We start from the raw sequence: 17,738 nt of genomic DNA, 5'->3' as shown, positions 1-17,738 counted from the left end.
TAAGCAATCCGTTTACTTTTTACCTTTATAACAATCTGTTTTATCACCACCTATCTGCTTATTTTTTAATAATTTTGCATCCTACTTCTTTATATACCAATGACAGGGAAACGCTATTTAGATTACTCATCTTTTATTAAATCCACATTTGGAGAACGAGTACAAAAAATATCCATAGACATTGGTTTTTCGTGCCCAAACAGAGATGGCTCTAAAGGTTTTGGAGGATGTACATATTGTAATAACAATACCTTTAATCCAGATTATTGCATTTCTACAAAAAGTATTAAAAAACAATTAGAAGAAGGTATTAATCGCTTTTCTAAAAAATATAAAACTCAAAACTATTTAGCTTATTTTCAAGCATATACCAATACGTATTCCGATTTAGAATCCCTAAAAAGCATGTACGAAGAAGCGTTAAACGTACCAAAAGTAGTCGGATTGGTTATTGGTACCAGGCCAGATTGTATTTCTGAAGAGACTATTGATTACCTATCATTTTTATCAAAAAAATACTTTATTTCTCTTGAATTTGGAGTTGAAAGTACTATAAACAGAACTTTAGAAAACGTCAACAGATGCCATACGTTTGAAGAAACCAAAACCGCTTATAACTTATGCAAAAACAAAGGATTTCATTTAGGTGCGCATTTAATATTAGGCTTACCTGGCGAAAACAAAGAAGAATTGCTTAATCACGCTATAGAAATTTCTAAACTTCCAATTACAACCCTAAAACTTCACCATTTGCAAATTGTTAAACAATCCATAATGGCAAGCCAATATAAGAGGAATCCTGAAAATTTCAATTTATTTACTTCTGAAAATTATATAGACTTTATTGCTGAGTTTATTGAATTGCTTCGACCTGATATTATTATAGAACGTTTTGTTAGCGAAGCTCCTTTAGATTTATTAATAGCTCCAAAATGGCATTTTAAAAACTTCGAAATAGTCGCAAAAATCGACAAGAAAATTTTAGAAAAAAATACTTGGCAAGGAAAATACTATAAGCAGTAAATCTTACTCTACCCTTTCAATTTTAGCACCAATAGCTCTTAAACGCTCATCAATACGTTCGTAACCTCTATCTATCTGTTCAATGTTTTGAATAGTAGACGTCCCTTTAGCAGATAAAGCGGCAATCAACAATGAAACTCCGGCACGAATATCTGGTGATGTCATAGTGGTTGCTTTTAGAGTTGATTTAAAATCGTGCCCAATAACGGTTGCTCTGTGTGGGTCGCACAAAATAATTTTAGCTCCCATATCAATCAACTTATCCACGAAGAACAAACGGCTCTCAAACATTTTTTGGTGAATTAAAACACTTCCTCTGGCTTGTGTAGCTACTACCAAAATAATACTTAACAAATCGGGTGTAAACCCAGGCCAAGGTGCATCAGAAATAGTTAAAATTGAACCATCAATAAAGCTTTGTATTTCATAACCATCCAAGTGTGCTGGAATATGAATGTCATCACCACGTTTTTCAACAGTGATTCCAAGTTTTCTAAACACATTAGGAATTAATCCTAAATCATCCCAACTTACATTTTTAATGGTTAATTCACTTTTGGTCATAGCTGCTAACCCAATCCAGCTACCAATCTCAATCATATCTGGTAACATGGTATGTGTTGTTCCTTTTAAGGTTTCAACTCCTTCAATAATCAACATATTAGAACCTACACCACTAATCTTGGCTCCCATTCTGTTTAACATTTTGCACAGTTGTTGCAAGTAAGGTTCGCAAGCTGCATTGTAAATAGTTGTTGTTCCTTCAGCTAAAACAGCTGCCATTACAATATTAGCAGTTCCAGTAACAGATGCTTCTTCTAAAAGCATATAAGCTCCTTTCAAGCGCTTTGCAGTAACACCGTAAAATTGTTCTTCTTTACTGTAACCAAATTTGGCTCCCAGATTAATAAGTCCTTCAAAGTGAGTATCTAAACGACGACGACCAATTTTATCGCCACCCGGTTTTGGAATGTAACCTTTACCAAAACGTGCTAACAATGGACCAACAATCATGATGGAACCTCTTAAACCGCGTCCATCAACCTTAAATTCGTCTGATTCTAAATATTTTAAATTAACATCATCCGCTTGAAATGTATAGGAACCATGAGATAACTTTTCAATTTTAACTCCTAATTTTTTAAGTAAATTGATAAGTTTATTAACATCAACAATGTCTGGAATATTATTTATGGTTACTACTTCTGGAGTAAGCAAAACAGCACACAAAATTTGTAATGCTTCGTTTTTGGCTCCTTGAGGTTGTATACTTCCTTTTAATTGATGACCGCCTTCAATTTTAAATGTTCCCATACTATATTATACGTTTAATAGCGTTTTCTTGGACGATTTGTATTTTTTTTAAATCCGCCTTTTTTATTTGTAGTATTGAATTTTGTTTTGGTACGCATTAAACTTGTAGCATCTGATAAATCTTCATCAGCATTTTTAAGATTTATTTTACCATTTGATAATTCATATAAATGCTGAAAAATAACGTCATCTTCAACGGTGTCTTTATTCCAATTTAAAAAACACTTTTTCATATGGTTTGCTATAGTGAAAATTAGGGCCTCCTTAAGCTCTCCTTCTTCCCAAGTATTCGCTACATCAATCATGGTTTTGATGTTATTTCCATAAAAACGGTATTTTGGAAAGTTTTGAGGATAATTTAAAGGCTCTGGATGTTCTTCTAAAATTTCTTTTGAAGGTTTAGGATATGGAGAATCAACATCTAATTCAAAATTAGACATGATAAATAATTGATCCCAAAGTTTATGTTGAAAATCGGGTACATCACGTAAATGTGGCTGTAAATTTCCCATAACTGAGATAATAGCTTTTGCTAATTTATCGCGCTCTTCTTTAGTTTCACGTGATTTAGCGTAATTAATCATCTTTTGCATATGGCGACCATATTCCGGTATGATTAAATGCTCACGTTCTGTGTTGTATTCTAAATTGTCTGTCAAAATAAAGTGTGTAGAATTATAAGTTTTTGCATGTAGTTGTTATGCATGTCCAAAAGTACAAAAAAAAATTAAAGGCTAATAACACCTTCAACTTTATTTATAACTTCCTTATACTTTTCAATAACAGTGTCTGGGTTTCGCATAAGTACATTAATTGATAAACTTGTGTACTTTCCGTTTTTAGATTCTGTTGTATTAATAACGGCTCCTATATTGTTAAAAATAGCTTCAATTTTAGCAATATTATGAATATCAGATTTAATAATAAATTTATATAAATATTCAGCTGGCCAACTATTAGTTTGATATAACTGGCCTTTTAATTTTTCGTAAAATTCTTCAGGGTTTGGACTTGTGCTCATAATAATTTAATAAGTCGCAAAGATACGTTTTCCATTGCATTTTTTTTTAAACATTAAAATTCCGAATTTTACACCAAATTAGCATCAAATTGGAAAGTAAAAAAATTGTTATTACTGGCGGACCAGGAACAGGAAAATCAACTATAATTAAAGAACTCATTAAAAGGGGTTTTACTTGTTTTGAAGAAATTTCGCGTCAAGTAACATTAGAAGCAAAAAAAAGTGGAGTTGACCAATTGTTTTTAACAAACCCGTTATTGTTTAGCGAATTATTGCTTAAAGGTAGACAAAATCAATATATAGAAGCTAGTAACCATATATCAAACCCCGTATTTCTTGACAGAGGAGTTCCAGATATATTAGCTTATATGGATTATATAGGTGATGTATATCCTGAAACATTTATAGATAGCTGTAAAAATCATGTTTATGATTATGTTTTTATTTTAAAACCTTGGGAAGATATTTATATCAGCGATAATGAACGTTATGAAAATTTTGATCAGGCACAACAAATTCATGAACACTTACTTTATACATACCAAAGCTACAATTACAATTTACTTGATGTTCCATTTGATACTGTTGAAAACCGCACCAACCATATTTTAAAGGTTTTAAACCTGCTATAATGCAACATCCAATAAACATATTAGAACGTTATTGGAACTTTACCGAGTTTAAACCTCTTCAAGAAGACATAATAAACGCTGTTATGGAAGGTGAAGACGCCTTTGTATTATTGCCTACTGGTGGTGGAAAATCATTATGTTTTCAAATTCCAGCATTAGCAAAAGAAGGTATTTGTATTGTTATTTCACCCTTGATTGCACTTATAAAAGACCAAGTGCAGAAACTTCAAGACCAAGGCATTAAGGCGATGGCTCTTACCAGTGGCATTTCTCTTCAGCAGTTAGATACTATGTTAGATAATTGCATTTATGGCAATTACAAATTTTTATATCTATCTCCAGAACGCTTACAGCAAGAATTGGTTCAAGAACGCATTAAGCAAATGAATGTTAATTTAATTGCTGTTGATGAAGCGCATTGTATATCGCAATGGGGAAACGATTTTAGGCCAGCTTATAAAAATATTACACTGTTAAGACAATTACAACCTAGCGTTAATGTAGTTGCACTTACAGCATCTGCAACACCAAAAGTGGTTGAAGATATTATTAGTGAGTTAGATTTTATTAAGCCTAAAGTTTTTAAACAATCATTTTCACGACCCAATTTAGCGTACTTGGTATTGCATGAAGACGATAAGTTTTATCGTATTGAAAGCATCTTAAAAAAATACACAGCTTCATCAATAATTTATGTTAGAAGCAGAAAATTAACACTCGAAATTAGCTCATTTTTAGAAAAGAAAGGAATTACATCAACCTATTATCATGGAGGTCTTACAAATGCTGAAAAAGACTCTTACATGCAACTGTGGTTAGACAACCAAAAGCAAGTTATGGTAGCAACAAATGCTTTTGGTATGGGTATAGATAAACCAGATGTTAAAACCGTCATTCATTTTAACTTGCCAGAAAGCATGGAAAGTTATTTCCAAGAAGCTGGTCGTGCTGGTAGAAATGGAGACAAAGCATTTGCAGTTATTTTAAAAAATAATAGTGATGAACTGTTAGTTAAAAATCAGTTTTTGGGAGTTTTACCTGGTGTAGATTTCATTAAGCAGGTTTATAGAAAACTTTGCAACTATTTTCAAATCTCTTATGGCGAAGGTGAATTTACTACTTATGATTTTGATTTTAACAGCTTTTGTAAAGTATATAATTTTAGTAGTATTTTATGTTATAATGCCTTGCTTTTATTAGACAGAACAAGCGTAATAAGTTTATCCAGACAATTTCACAATCAGGTTTCTGTTCAAATTATAGCTTCAAACCAAGTGGTGTTTCATTATTTGGAAACCCATAAAAATGTTGAGCTCATTGTAAAAACATTACTTCGAATGTATGGAGGCATTTTTGAACACGACACTAAAATAAACACACTTCGCATTGCAGAAAAAGCGTCAACTACTGAACCTGTAATTATTTCAACATTAAAGCAACTTGAAAAAGACGACATCATTTCTTTGAATTTATCAAAAACAGATGCTCAAGTTACTTTTATTCAACCTCGTGAAGACGATAAAACCATTAACAGAATAGCTTCTGTTATTGAACAACAAAACAATTTAAAACAGTTTCAAGTAAATGCGGTGATTGATTATATTAAAAATGATAGTATTTGCAAAAGCATACAACTTCTCACCTATTTTGGAGAAAAAAATGTAAAGCCTTGTGGTATTTGTTCTGTTTGTACTAACACAAAAAAAGCCAAAAACCCTCAAGATTTAAAAACTTTAAGAAATCGTGTTATTGAATTATTAGAATATGGCGACCTTTCATCAAGAAACATCATTTCAAAATTAGATTGTTCTGAAGATGACATTAAAAAAGTATTGCAATTGTTATTAGAACATCAAATTATTTCAGTTACAAAAACAAACACATATAAACTTTTCCACAAATGAAAGATTTAAGAATTGTTTTCATGGGAACACCAGATTTTGCTGTAACCATTCTAAAAGCACTAGTTGAAAATAATTACAACATTGTTGGTGTTATTACTGCTCCCGACAAGCCCGCAGGACGTGGACGTAAACTGCATGAAAGTGCTGTAAAACAATACGCATCTTCCAAAAACTTAAATATACTTCAACCAACTAATTTAAAAGATGAAGATTTTTTAAAAACCTTGAAAAACCTTAATGCAAATCTTCAAATTGTTGTTGCATTTAGAATGTTACCAAAAGCTGTTTGGCAAATGCCAGAATTGGGTACATTTAATTTACATGCGTCTCTATTACCAAATTATCGTGGTGCTGCACCCATAAACTGGGCAATTATTAATGGAGAAACAAAAACAGGTGTTTCAACCTTTTTTATTGATGACAAAATAGATACCGGAGAAATGATTCTACAAGAAGAGGTTTTAATTGACTCAGAAGAAAATGCTGGTAGCTTACATGACAAGCTTATGAATCTTGGAAGCAAATTAGTGCTTCAAACAGTTTCATTAATTAAAAATGGTTCGGTAAAAACCACTCCACAGATAGATCCGGAAAATATAAAAACAGCCTATAAACTAAATAAGGACAATTGTAAAATTAACTGGGAAGATTCACTAGATACGATTTATAATAAAATTCGAGGTTTAAGCCCATATCCTAGTGCATGGTGCACGTTAATTAATAAAAATGAAGAATTATCGGTTAAAATTTTAAAAGCCGATAAAGAAGTTTTTCAACATAATTTTGATATTGGAACCGTTATTTCTTCAAAGCAAGAAGTAAAAGTTGCCGCAAAAAATGGTTTCATAATAATTAAAGAAATGCTGCTACCTGGAAAGCGTAATATGGATATTAAATCACTCTTAAATGGATATCAATTTGAAAGCAGTTCAAAAATGCTGTAAACCCTTAATTTTATTGATATTTTTAAATTATCGATAAATTACATATGCTTTATTAACAAATGTCAGAAGTTATCAACAGAAACCTGCATTTCCCTTGCTATTACTTGCATGATTTCATAATCCGTATAAATTTGTATAGGATTTAACAGAAATGTTTAACAAACAAATTATTAATAATTAAATTTTATATTATGAACAAAACAGATTTAATTGACGGAATGGCAGAAAATGCTGGAATCACTAAAGCCGCTGCAAAAAAAGCGTTGGAATCGTTATTAATCGATATCGAAGGTGCTTTACAAAAAGGTAACAGAGTTTCTCTAGTAGGTTTTGGTTCTTGGTCAGTTTCTAAAAGAGCTGCAAGAGAAGGAAGAAACCCTCAAACTGGAGCTACTATCAAAATTAAAGCTAAAAAAGTAGTTAAGTTTAAAGCTGGTGCAGATTTATCTAGAGCAATAAACTAAATTTACTTTATTTCATATTTAAAAATGCCTTCCAACAAGAAGGCATTTTTCTTTTAAAAAAGCGTGAAACTATTGTTTTTTTAATAAATAAATATTAGCTTTAAAAAACTAATTGTTTTTATATGATTATAACAAAGCCAAAAAAAGGTGATTTACTGATTGCAGAGCCTTCTATTATTGGTGATGTTTCTTTTAATCGGTCAATTGTTTTACTAGCAGATCATAATGAAGATGGTTCTATTGGTTTTATTCTAAATAAGCCATTAGAATATACTATTAATGATTTGGTTCCTGAGGTTGAAGCAAATTTTAAGGTTTACAATGGTGGCCCTGTTGAGCAAGATAATTTATATTTCATTCATAAAATTCCACAATTAATACCTGATAGTATTGAAATTTCCTTTGGTATTTATTGGGGTGGAGATTTTAATAAAGTAGCTGAATTAATAGCTAATAACGAAATAAACGAACATGATATTCGTTTTTTTCTTGGGTATTCAGGTTGGAAATCAAATCAGTTAGAAACAGAGCTTAAATCAAATTCTTGGGTTGTCACCGAAAATGTTTACAAGAAAAACATTATAGAAAAAGACTATGAGACTTTTTGGAAAGAAAAAATGTTAGAATTTGGTGGAGAATATAGCATTTGGTCTAACGCTCCTGAAAACCCTAATTATAATTAATTCAATCTCAATTTCACATTCAACTTTTGCAATAATAATTTAGCAACTTTATTATCATAAGTCTTTTTCCTATAATTTGTTACTGGCAGAATTCCAATAATCACATTTGTCACCCATAACTCATCAGCTTTTTGAAGTTCAAATGGAGAAATTGATTCTTCGATTAAATCGTAATCTGGTAATTCTTTTAAAATATTTATAATTTGTTTTCTCATAACACCTTTTAAACAACCATCTGTTAAAGGCGGGGTTTTAATGGTATTATCCTTAACCAAAAACATATTTCCATTTAATGCTTCAATTACTTGCTTCTCTGTGTTTAATAATAAACAATTCTGCAGGTTATTTTCTTTAGCAAAAATACTTCCAACAACATTAATCGCTTTATTATTGGTTTTTAAAGTTGACAATAAGCATGGGGAAACATAAAAGTCTTTAAACAAATCAACTTCATAGTGAGTATTATTTAAAAAATAAAAATCATCTTCTAATTTGGAGGTTTTAATTAAAAAACTTACCTCATTTACTTCTGGTAAATACAATCCGCCTTCATTTCTGAAAATCAATAATTTCACTCTAGCTGAATTGTTCTCTAACTGGTTAGATTTAAGTGTTTCCTGTATTTGATGTTCTAAAAACTGCATAGTGAAATTCATAGGTATTTCCATACGCAAAATACGCATAGATGCCATGAGCCTGAAATAATGATCTTCCCAAAAAAGTATTTTTCCGTAAGATGTTTTTATTGTTTCAAAAAGGGCATCACCATAATTAAAACCTCTATTGTTTACAGATAAAAAATTATTGTTGTCTGTTATGTTTCCATTAAAATTAACCATAAAAAAAATCCTTAGCCCAACCGAAATTAGGATAAGGACAAATATAAATTAAAGTATAATTATATCATCTAAGCTGAACCTAAAACTTGCTTTAAACTAGAAATTTGATTTTCCCATAACATTTTAGCTTCATCAATTTCATCTTCGTAAGCAAAATCTACTATCATTAATGAAACATCTTTTGTTATTTCATCTACTTGAATTCTAAGTTCAAAATAAGTAGAGAGTTCTTCTTCTTCGTCAATTAACCATCTGAATTTTACTCGTTCACCACTTTTTTTGTTTAATAATTTAGCTTGCTCTTCGCTATCATCCCAAATAAAAGTAAATAATTCACCGCGAGAGTTTACATTATCTGAAAACCATTCAGACAAACCAGATGGCGTTGATATATATTGATATAATAGTTGAGGTGATGAATGTATTGGAAATTCTATTTCAAATTTAATTTTTTCGTCCATAAGTATCATTAAAATTTATGATGCTCAATATATACATAAATTGATAAGTTTAACAACAAAAATTAATAATATTTTACACAACTTTAGTTTTGTAGGCAATAATATTGTTTTTATATTTGCAGCCTTAAATTATGGCGAGGTAGCTCAGCTGGTTAGAGCGTCGGATTCATAACCCGGAGGTCGCGGGATCGTGCCCCGCTCTCGCTACAAAACATAAGACACATAAAGACAGCGGTTTAGCCTTCACTAAACCGTTTTTTTATGTCCAATTTAAAGAAATTTATTACATTTGAATACGAAAGTGCATACAAAACTGCATACGATTTGTCAATAAAAAGAAACTATTCCGAACCAAAGATCTATAACGCAGGTGGCGATTTAAAACAACGCTGGTACGTCTATTTTTCCTTTTTCGATCCCCAAAAAGGTAGGATGAAGCGGGTCACGCCATTTTATGGCAAAGCCAATAGATTTAAAACAAAAGAGGAAAGGCTTTCAGTTTTGGTGATCTATAGAAGGATATTGCTAAAACTTTTAAGGCAAGGCTACAACCCATTTGAGGACAATACCGCACTCTACCTTCGACTGAACCAAAAGGAAAATGAAAAAGTTCCAGTAACCAAGACCATAAAGGCAGAAGAACCCAAAACGGTGCCAGAACCAGAAGAAGCACCTGGCATGGCACTAAAGGAAGCTTTTGATTATGGCCTAAAGCTAAAGAAAAAACTGGTCAGCCATCGCACGTTGCAGGACTACCAATATAAGGTAAACAGCCTTTTAAAATGGTTGGCATCCGAACACCCTAAAATAAAGACCATACAAGCGGTAAGCAAAAAAGTGCTCATGGATTTTCTCAACAGTGTCCTTACCAGTTCATCGCCCCGTTACAGAAACAATTTTAGGGCAGATCTTAGCAGTATCCTACAAGTGCTGGAAGACAATGAGGTCATCGAGCATAACCATATGAAGAAGATCCCGGTACTGAGGGCCATCCCACAGATGCACAAAAAATATACCGACATCCAACAAGAAGAGATATTCAGCTATCTGGAAGAAAAGGATCCCATATTGTTACTTTTCATCAAGTTCATTTCCTATAACTTTTTACGCCCAAAAGAAGTCTGCAGGCTCAACATAGGTGATATCAACATAAACGAGCAGACGGTCGTTTTCAAGGCCAAGAACAAAACGTTAAAGACCAAAAGGATACCGAGCATTTTACTGGATGAGCTTCCAGACCTCTCCCAAATGGACAGCAAGTTGCCCTTATTCTCCAAAAACAAAATAGGCGGAACATGGGATGCCAGTTCAGATAGCAAGAGAAACCACTTTACCCATCGGTTCAAGATAGTGGTCAAGGACCATTTTGGGCTGGATAAAAATTACAGTCTGTACAGTTTCAGGCATACCTTCATCACCAAACTCTATAGATCACTCTTGAAAGGGTCCTCACCTTTTGAGGCCAAAAGTGAACTGATGGAAATAACCGGACATGCCACAATGATTGCATTGGAAAGCTATCTAAGGGACATCGATGCCTACATACCTGGTGATTATTCAAATGATATTAGAAATAAAAAGAAAAATGGATAGCCCCCCCTTAGAGACGTTTTTCAATAGCCTGCTTCCCAACCTATGGGAAGAGTTTATCTTTTTTATACCAAACAAAAATATCCCAGATAGTGTCATAGATAACTTCAAAAATCTGGAAATTGAAAAGTACTTTAACAAGATCATGTTATTTGATACCTATAAAGGACCTATAATATATGAAAAAGGAACCAATAACAACAAGATCGTTCTTAAAGGCTCCAAATTGGAAAACAATATCTATAGGCTATTGGACAGACAAAACATAACCAGTTCTTCTGGGTTTAACTTCATCCTTGAAAAATATCTGGAGCAGATAGAATGCCTGAAGTACATATCCCGTTGGATGTATGAAAACATTGAACAGGCCAACTACATTGATGAAACCATAAAAGGTCTGTTCCTGATCCAATTGAACCATTTTGACAAGCACGTCAATGTTTTTGTAAAACAGTTTCATAAAAATAGCATAGATGCAAACAAGAGCCCATTAAATGTTGAAGAGATCATCAAATCAACCTTAAAAGAAATAAACAGACAGGATCAAGGCCACAACCAAAATGCAACATTGGTTGTTGGCCCTGATAATGCCACCAATAGAACGCCACAAAAAACAATAAAACAACCCCTTGTAACAGAGCAAGATGCAGAAAAAATGATTTTAAAACAGGTTTTTAATGTCAATATGTTGTAAATAATTTGGATATTGTACGTAAATTGAACGTTTAATTTACGCATAAAATGAAAAAAACCGAAATATGCACCCATTGTGGTGTTGATTATATACCAAAAAGACGTGGTGCACAAAAGTTTTGCAGCAACTCTTGCAGAAGCAGGTACTGGCAATTGAAACAGCCCAAGATTACGGTTACAAAAGTAACAGAAAAGCAAAAAAATGAATTAGGAGAGGTTGTAAATGTACCTGATGAAAATGCAATGACATTAGGTGGAGTTAAAAATACTTTAACTGGGAATGCATTATATGACCTTGGAAAAAGTGCATTAACTCCAGAACATAAAAAGCCAGCAAGAAGACAAGATATAGATGAATTGAAGGCATTGATAATGGGCCAACGCTATTTTCCTGTTAACAATGCGGACAAAAATATGTTTAACCAATCTCCTTTCTACGATATTGAAACTGGAAATGTGGTTTATATATAAATATTGTTTTACTAATGGTTCATATACTCTTGCCATTGTACTAAAATATATTTTTCAATGTTATTTTCTGACCTTTTTAAAAAACCAAATTCATAAACAAAGAGGTATACATCTCCTTTTTGGTTTTTCCAATAATGAGTAAAATAGTTCGGATTAAAACCCTCTGAATGGAGTTGCTCTGTTCTAATAGTTGCTTTTCCTGCTTTATTAAAATTCTTCAACAGTCTCCTATTTAATTTTAATTGATTATCTACCCTATTATAAAAGCGCTCAGGGTGCTCCTGTGACTGCTGGTATTGGTAGGCACTTTTACATTGTGGGTCGCAAAACTTCTTATCAGTCCTCCCTTTTAATTCCTTATTGCAATACAAACATTCTTTATAAATTCTCATAAATCTTATATTAAGTGAACTTTATGCGTATCCTATTCGTATAGCATACGACAATTTAAAAACAATTCTTTAATATTGATAAAAAACTTATGAAAACCAATACATTCATTACAATAAAACCTCTTTGGCATAATCAAAATCAATACATAGCTATCGATTTTGATTACAATGAAACCGTAAAAAATTATGTTATGTCTTTCCCTGATGTTAAATGGAGCAAATCATATAAAACGTTTTACACCACATATTATAAAGAGCGAATAAACGAACTATTTACATATTTCAGGAAACAAGGCTGGTTTGTTAATTATGATGCGTTTAAGGTTACCACAAAACAACTCAACACTCCTGTTTCCCAAAAACCAGTAATAATAAATAAATTGCCATCTTTAATTGATGAACAAAAAATACAAATTATAAAATTTAAAAAATGGCTGGAACAAAAACGGTTTAGCCCAAACACGGTTGACACTTACGTTGAAGTCACAGCACTATTTTTACGCTATATAAATCTAAAAAACATAACTTCAATCTCTGCCAGAAGCATTGAGCAATTTAACTACGATTTTATATTTGCTCCTAAAAAATCTGTTTCTTACCAAAACCAATGTATAAGTGGTATCAAACACTTTTTGGATTTTAAAAATATTGATATAGAAAGTATCGACATTAAACGTCCTGATAAAGACAAGAAACTACCAAATGTTTTGAGCAAAGCTGAAGTGAAAGCGATTTTCGATGCAACACAAAATTTAAAGCACAAAACCATGTTGTGCTTAATATATTCAGCAGGTTTACGTATTGGTGAAGCTTTAAATTTACAACCCAAGGACATCGATTTTGAGCGTGGACTTATACATATTGAATCTGCTAAAGGAAGAAAAGACAGGTTCACATTATTATCAAATGGATTAATACCCATGTTAAAAGCATACATGAACCATTACAATCCAAAAAAATTATTATTTGAAGGACGTTTTAACGAACCCTACACACAAGTAAGTGCCAGGCAAGTTATTAAGAAATCATTGGCAATGGCAGGTATAAAAAAGTATGCCACATTGCATACTTTACGCCATAGCTTTGCAACCCATTTATTAGAAAGTGGAACGGATATAAGATATATACAAGAACTTTTAGGGCATAATAGCCCTAAAACCACCATGATATACACCCATGTTTCTACAACTAACTTAATTAACATTAAAAATCCTTTTGATAATTTGTAAGAAAGTTATTATATTAGCTCAGAATACTTACTCTAATTTAATAAGAATGATAAAATATTATAAAAACCATCCATATCCCTCCAATTTGGAACATTATAGGTCACTCAATAACTCATATAACTAAGTTGTGTGCCATTTAAGACACTTAATAATTAAAAATTTATTTTATGAAATGTAAACTTTACATCCCAAAAGAAAACAAAGAAATTGACAATCATACAATCGGAGATAGTATTCGTGTCGGAGATTATTATCCAGTAGAAAATAGAGATTATACAGTAACCAATATTTTATTGGATGCAAATCAAGAATTACCAGTCGTTTATTTGGACTGATTTTCCAATATTTCAATATTTTCCAAATTATCCTGTTCAATCTTTGCTCTTTTGATTAAATCGTGTAGAACAAAGTGATAATGTAATTTATGTCCTTCAGTAGCAAACGAATCAATTTTCGGAAACTGAATATCATAAACTGACTTAATAGCTTGATTTACCTCTTGCTGCTTTGACTTTAATATTTCAATACCAACAGACATACTATTGTAACGCATAAAAGAATATCGTGCAACTAAATAAAACATCAAATGAAAATAACCAAACAAGACTTAAAACAACTTGAATCTAAAATAGACGGCAATAATACAACTGTTCGTGGTATGGAAAAAATACCATCGATGAGTATAACCGAATATATTGAATCAAAAGACAAACTAAAAAAGGTTTTATCGGAATCTGATTTCGAGTTCTTTTATAATATTAAGATTGGAAATATAACAATCTACAAAACAAAAGATGAACTCGAAAAATTACACAGAGTTACGATGTCTTACTTGAAAGCTCTTCCTCAATCGCATCGTTCATCGCTTCTACAAGGGAAATTCTTGTCGGTTGACCTGAATTTTCTCGCTTTTTTGAACGCTTTAATATACGCTGACAAAGAACTTGAATCTCTTTAATGTCATTTAATTGCTGACTTATATAAAATAAATCATGCTTGTCTTGAATGTTATTAGACATAAAAACGCCACACAACACCATATAAAATTAATTGCTGGTTGTTCCCTATTTTGAAACCTATTGCGTGATTCTTTTGTATTGCTTATTTTTAAGGTTAATATTCAGTTCACGCAACTAATCTTATACAATCACGTTGTATGCCATTACTACAAAATACTAATATATGATAATCAAGTTTGACTTAAAATGGAACATTTACTAGTATGAGTAGATTAATTAAACAAGAAGACATTCCTGTTTCACTATGGAGAAAAGATGATGAAACTTTAGTATTACCACATTCTTTAGTGAAATGCTGGAAATCTATATTGAATCAAAGAAATTTACTAAAAAGTGCTACTGAAGAAATAGGCGATGGAGAAACAGGGGGTATTGATGAAGAAGCAACGCATAAACATTATTCATTTCGCTATAACGGATCCTGCGCAAGGTTTCAACTTACTTTTCTTGACCCAAAAGACGACCTCAAAGAAGTTTCAAATGCCTTTGTTAAATCCTTAGCTGGAAATGATGTATTCATCGCAGATATTCCTTCTGGAACAGGAGCTGCTTCCCTATCACTACTTAGTAACATAGCCCAACTTCGCGAAGAAAACATTCTTCCTAAACTTCCTTTAAAGGTGAAGATTCTTGCAGGTGAAATTTCGAAAACAGCAATTCAAATATTTCAAGAATCTTTTGATGAAATAAACCCATATTTGAAGCACTATTTTATTGAAGTAGAATTAAAGTTTGAAGAATGGAACGTTAGAGAAGCAGATTCAACTTCTCAACTTATTAAAGAAATTACTCTTTTTAGTCAAAATTCAACAGATAAAATACTTTTATTAGCCAATTTTACTGGATTTCTTGAACAGGATAAAAAATGGAAAGAAGTTCAAGATAAATTTGAAGAGATTTTTAGGCATTTTTCAGGAAAGTCGACTATCGCTATTTGGTTAGAGCCTCAGTTAAATATTGTAATTAATCAATTTTGGCCTAGGACAGTAAATTGGTTTAAAAGTACTTTCAAATATTTAATGGGAGCTAAAGAGACTATTAAAATTGAGACTTCGAATGCAAAATTTGAGCATGGACTAAGAAATGAAACTCAAAGAACCAGTGTGGCAGTTGTAAAGTTTAATATCGAACGAGTATAGCATGTCAAACAATATTGCATTAAAATCATTAAATCAATATCGTAAAAGAGATATCATAGCATATTTGTCTTTACGATATTATTTAGATTCTAAGAGTAGTCAGACAGATCTTTGGGCAAGGGAAGTAGCAACAAATCTTACGTTAAAGAATGAATCTTCTGATTTTTTAAAAATTAAACACTTTAAGTGCTTTATTAATAATGAAATAAAATTTCGAGAAATACACATCCCATCACCGAATGATATAATATCTGAATCGGTTTTAATATCAGAATGCGCTAAACACGATTCTTTTTATACAAATTCAGCTGTATACAGTTATTTACTAAATGATACTAATGAATCAATTTATAAGCATTATACCAACGGATTAAATAAACGCTTCTTGTCAATACAACAGGCATGCAGAGATAAAACAAATGAAGAAGTATTATATCTAGATGTAAAATCTTTTTATCCTTCTATAAACCTTTCTACAATTGAGAAAATATGGATAAAAGCTTGTAGTGATTCTAATATTCCTAGTCTTTATCTTGAACTTGGCAAAAAATTCATAAACAAATATAAGATTGAACAAAAAGAGGTAAAAAACCCTGGATTATTAATTGGTCCTATGTTCTGCCATTTATTAGCGAATTTGTATCTCAAAGAGATTGACAGCTTTATGAAAACAACTACACTAAATAGGTATTGGAGGTATGTTGACGACATTGTTATTATGGGTAATAAAAAGGAGATAGAATTATTTTCAAAAGAACTTCATCAAAAGATGAATAATTTAGGTTTGGATTTGCACGACGAATCAAAATTTTTTAGACTTACAACTCATGAATGGCTTGAAAACGAAAGCGGAATTGACCCTAACCTATCATGGAAATGGCCTAAATTAATCGGTTCAATAAAAAAGATAGCAATATATCAACCAGAAAAAATCAATCAATTAAAAAAAATATTTAACGAAATGGAAGTTAGGCTCGAGATTCTAGATTATTCTAGAGAAGTAAAGTCAGCATTCACTTCTTTTAAATTTTTTGAATGGTTGAAAAGAAATATAAAATCTGAAAAAACTACAATAGAGGATATAATTGAATACACAGAAAACCTAAGAAACAAATATTTTGAACTTTTTATTAAAGCAATCAAAATGCAAGTTTCAAATGAACTAGAAAGTAAAACAAGAATTACTAGAATAAAATATCTGGTTGGAAGGTTAATATATCTAGCAAAAGAAAAAGATTTAAAAGTGATTTTGGAGAATTTAGTAGAAATACCAGAATTACTAATCCAATATGAAATTATAAAAACTATTATAACAAGAGATATTTCAACAATTGTTAAACTTGGAACAAACGCTTCTCAAGCAGTTGCTCAAGTTATTAAACAAAATGAAGCATCATTAAAATGTAAATTAGACCCTTCTGACAAAGATGTAATTTTTGCTTTATCAATTTTCAAGTTTCATGGTATAAAAATTGAATTTACTGAGCCAACTGAAATCAAAAATTCATTCTATGATTTTGCTTCAGGAGATATAGACAGTGCTTTAGAGACGGACAGCACTTATTTAAGACAACTTATTTCGTTACATGGAAGAGATGATTCAAAGCATGAAGCAATGTTAACTACTTTATTTGACGAAAATGAATCTCTTTCATTTGATGTACTAAATGCAGGTTCAGTATCAAGTTATTATTTTTAATCGCATTTGAATAATAAAAAACGGCATACAACAATATATATAAAAAATAGGCGCATTAGTAAAAAATTCAAGGGATTTGGCTAGTATCGAACTTTGTGTTTAACCGAAAGTTTCGTGCTTCGAAATCGCCTACTTTTCATATATTAACCGTTAGCAGTTATTTAATTTAGTCAACCATGATTATGGAAGAAAATAAATCGAAACTCTCAAAATTCTGGAAT

The 17,738-nt window shown here is 31.5% G+C and carries 21 protein-coding genes and 1 tRNA gene; 15 read left to right on the top strand and 7 right to left on the bottom strand.

The genetic code is table 11. The features are described from left to right. Positions 1 to 99 precede the first annotated feature (99 nt). Positions 100 to 1,023 (top strand): TIGR01212 family radical SAM protein, encoded by a 924-nt coding sequence (locus tag V8G69_RS14960; protein WP_394882909.1) that lies wholly within the window; start codon positions 100 to 102, stop codon positions 1,021 to 1,023. 3 nt (positions 1,024 to 1,026) lie between these two features. Here the strand turns inward: V8G69_RS14960 and murA are convergent, their stop codons facing one another. From murA to V8G69_RS14945, 3 genes are all read right to left on the bottom strand, one after another. Next, entirely contained in the window at positions 1,027 to 2,337 is a 1,311-nt protein-coding gene (murA, locus tag V8G69_RS14955) for a UDP-N-acetylglucosamine 1-carboxyvinyltransferase (RefSeq protein ID WP_394882908.1), read from the bottom strand. A 14-nt stretch (positions 2,338 to 2,351) separates the two neighbouring features. Continuing rightward, positions 2,352 to 2,996, bottom strand: a complete 645-nt coding sequence (locus V8G69_RS14950; protein ID WP_394882907.1) for a DUF4290 domain-containing protein — start codon at positions 2,994 to 2,996, stop codon at positions 2,352 to 2,354. A gap of 68 nt (positions 2,997 to 3,064) precedes the next feature. Continuing rightward, positions 3,065 to 3,358, bottom strand: a complete 294-nt coding sequence (locus V8G69_RS14945) for a DUF493 family protein (protein ID WP_394882906.1) — start codon at positions 3,356 to 3,358, stop codon at positions 3,065 to 3,067. An 89-nt stretch (positions 3,359 to 3,447) separates the two neighbouring features. Here V8G69_RS14945 and V8G69_RS14940 point away from each other — a divergent pair, with 89 nt between their 5' ends. The 5 genes from V8G69_RS14940 (at position 3,448) to V8G69_RS14920 (ending at position 7,985) form a co-directional block, all read left to right on the top strand. Further along, positions 3,448 to 3,990, top strand: coding sequence for an AAA family ATPase (locus V8G69_RS14940; protein ID WP_394882905.1), 543 nt, complete (start codon positions 3,448 to 3,450; stop codon positions 3,988 to 3,990). After that, positions 3,990 to 5,894 carry an ATP-dependent DNA helicase RecQ gene (locus tag V8G69_RS14935; RefSeq protein ID WP_394882904.1) on the top strand — a complete coding sequence of 635 codons (1,905 nt, stop codon included), beginning with the start codon at positions 3,990 to 3,992 and terminating at the stop codon, positions 5,892 to 5,894. The genes V8G69_RS14940 and V8G69_RS14935 overlap by 1 nt, the downstream gene beginning before the upstream one ends. Beyond that, complete coding sequence (gene fmt / locus V8G69_RS14930; protein WP_394882903.1) at positions 5,891 to 6,838, top strand: methionyl-tRNA formyltransferase; 948 nt, start codon at positions 5,891 to 5,893, stop codon at positions 6,836 to 6,838. Before V8G69_RS14935 ends, fmt begins: the two co-directional genes overlap by 4 nt. A 191-nt stretch (positions 6,839 to 7,029) precedes the next feature. Continuing rightward, entirely contained in the window at positions 7,030 to 7,302 is a 273-nt protein-coding gene (locus tag V8G69_RS14925) for an HU family DNA-binding protein (RefSeq protein WP_394882901.1), read from the top strand. 122 nt (positions 7,303 to 7,424) lie between these two features. Then, positions 7,425 to 7,985, top strand: a complete 561-nt coding sequence (locus tag V8G69_RS14920; protein WP_394882900.1) for a YqgE/AlgH family protein — start codon at positions 7,425 to 7,427, stop codon at positions 7,983 to 7,985. On the opposite strand, the gene V8G69_RS14915 is transcribed toward V8G69_RS14920, so the two are convergent. After that, positions 7,982 to 8,824: an aminotransferase class IV gene (locus tag V8G69_RS14915; RefSeq protein ID WP_394882899.1), complete on the bottom strand. Its 843-nt coding sequence runs from the start codon at positions 8,822 to 8,824 to the stop codon at positions 7,982 to 7,984. The genes V8G69_RS14920 and V8G69_RS14915 overlap by 4 nt on opposite strands. 68 nt (positions 8,825 to 8,892) lie before the next feature. Further along, positions 8,893 to 9,285: an START-like domain-containing protein gene (locus V8G69_RS14910; protein WP_394882898.1), complete on the bottom strand. Its 393-nt coding sequence runs from the start codon at positions 9,283 to 9,285 to the stop codon at positions 8,893 to 8,895. A 133-nt stretch (positions 9,286 to 9,418) separates the two neighbouring features. Between V8G69_RS14910 and V8G69_RS14905 the strand changes: the two genes are divergently transcribed. The 4 genes from V8G69_RS14905 (at position 9,419) to V8G69_RS14890 (ending at position 12,039) form a co-directional block, all read left to right on the top strand. Continuing rightward, a tRNA-Met gene (locus V8G69_RS14905) sits at positions 9,419 to 9,492 on the top strand. A gap of 54 nt (positions 9,493 to 9,546) precedes the next feature. Next, positions 9,547 to 10,878: a tyrosine-type recombinase/integrase gene (locus tag V8G69_RS14900; protein WP_394882897.1), complete on the top strand. Its 1,332-nt coding sequence runs from the start codon at positions 9,547 to 9,549 to the stop codon at positions 10,876 to 10,878. Continuing rightward, the gene (locus tag V8G69_RS14895) at positions 10,871 to 11,569 is read left to right on the top strand and encodes a hypothetical protein (protein ID WP_394882896.1); all 699 of its coding nucleotides are present in this window, start codon (positions 10,871 to 10,873) and stop codon (positions 11,567 to 11,569) included. Before V8G69_RS14900 ends, V8G69_RS14895 begins: the two co-directional genes overlap by 8 nt. Before the next feature lie 47 nt (positions 11,570 to 11,616). Then, positions 11,617 to 12,039, top strand: a complete 423-nt coding sequence (locus V8G69_RS14890) for a hypothetical protein (protein ID WP_394882894.1) — start codon at positions 11,617 to 11,619, stop codon at positions 12,037 to 12,039. An 11-nt stretch (positions 12,040 to 12,050) separates the two neighbouring features. Here V8G69_RS14890 and V8G69_RS14885 read toward each other — a convergent pair whose 3' ends face one another. Next, positions 12,051 to 12,431, bottom strand: a complete 381-nt coding sequence (locus tag V8G69_RS14885; protein WP_394882893.1) for a hypothetical protein — start codon at positions 12,429 to 12,431, stop codon at positions 12,051 to 12,053. Between the two features lie 89 nt (positions 12,432 to 12,520). On the opposite strand from V8G69_RS14885, the gene V8G69_RS14880 reads away from it, so the two are divergent. Together V8G69_RS14880 and V8G69_RS14875 are read left to right on the top strand one after the other, a co-directional pair. Next, positions 12,521 to 13,660: a tyrosine-type recombinase/integrase gene (locus V8G69_RS14880; protein WP_394882892.1), complete on the top strand. Its 1,140-nt coding sequence runs from the start codon at positions 12,521 to 12,523 to the stop codon at positions 13,658 to 13,660. Between the two features lie 167 nt (positions 13,661 to 13,827). Further along, positions 13,828 to 13,995: a hypothetical protein gene (locus V8G69_RS14875; RefSeq protein ID WP_394882890.1), complete on the top strand. Its 168-nt coding sequence runs from the start codon at positions 13,828 to 13,830 to the stop codon at positions 13,993 to 13,995. On the opposite strand, the gene V8G69_RS14870 is transcribed toward V8G69_RS14875, so the two are convergent. Beyond that, positions 13,983 to 14,213, bottom strand: coding sequence for a hypothetical protein (locus V8G69_RS14870; protein WP_394882889.1), 231 nt, complete (start codon positions 14,211 to 14,213; stop codon positions 13,983 to 13,985). The genes V8G69_RS14875 and V8G69_RS14870 overlap by 13 nt on opposite strands. Positions 14,214 to 14,246: 33 nt before the next feature. Here V8G69_RS14870 and V8G69_RS14865 point away from each other — a divergent pair, with 33 nt between their 5' ends. The 3 genes from V8G69_RS14865 (at position 14,247) to V8G69_RS14855 (ending at position 17,517) form a co-directional block, all read left to right on the top strand. Further along, positions 14,247 to 14,618, top strand: a complete 372-nt coding sequence (locus V8G69_RS14865) for a hypothetical protein (RefSeq protein WP_394882887.1) — start codon at positions 14,247 to 14,249, stop codon at positions 14,616 to 14,618. Between the two features lie 264 nt (positions 14,619 to 14,882). Beyond that, complete coding sequence (locus tag V8G69_RS14860) at positions 14,883 to 15,818, top strand: hypothetical protein (protein ID WP_394882886.1); 936 nt, start codon at positions 14,883 to 14,885, stop codon at positions 15,816 to 15,818. A 1-nt stretch (position 15,819) separates the two neighbouring features. Continuing rightward, a complete protein-coding gene (locus tag V8G69_RS14855) occupies positions 15,820 to 17,517 on the top strand; it encodes a reverse transcriptase domain-containing protein (protein ID WP_394882885.1) in 1,698 nt (565 codons plus the stop codon). Positions 17,518 to 17,738: the final 221 nt, after the last annotated feature.

This window comes from Gaetbulibacter sp. M235 (assembly GCF_043876835.1).
In the GTDB taxonomy this organism is placed as follows: Bacteria; Bacteroidota; Bacteroidia; order Flavobacteriales; family Flavobacteriaceae; genus Yeosuana.
Note: the sequence above shows the minus strand (reverse complement) of the source record. Positions and strands in the feature narration are given on the sequence as shown.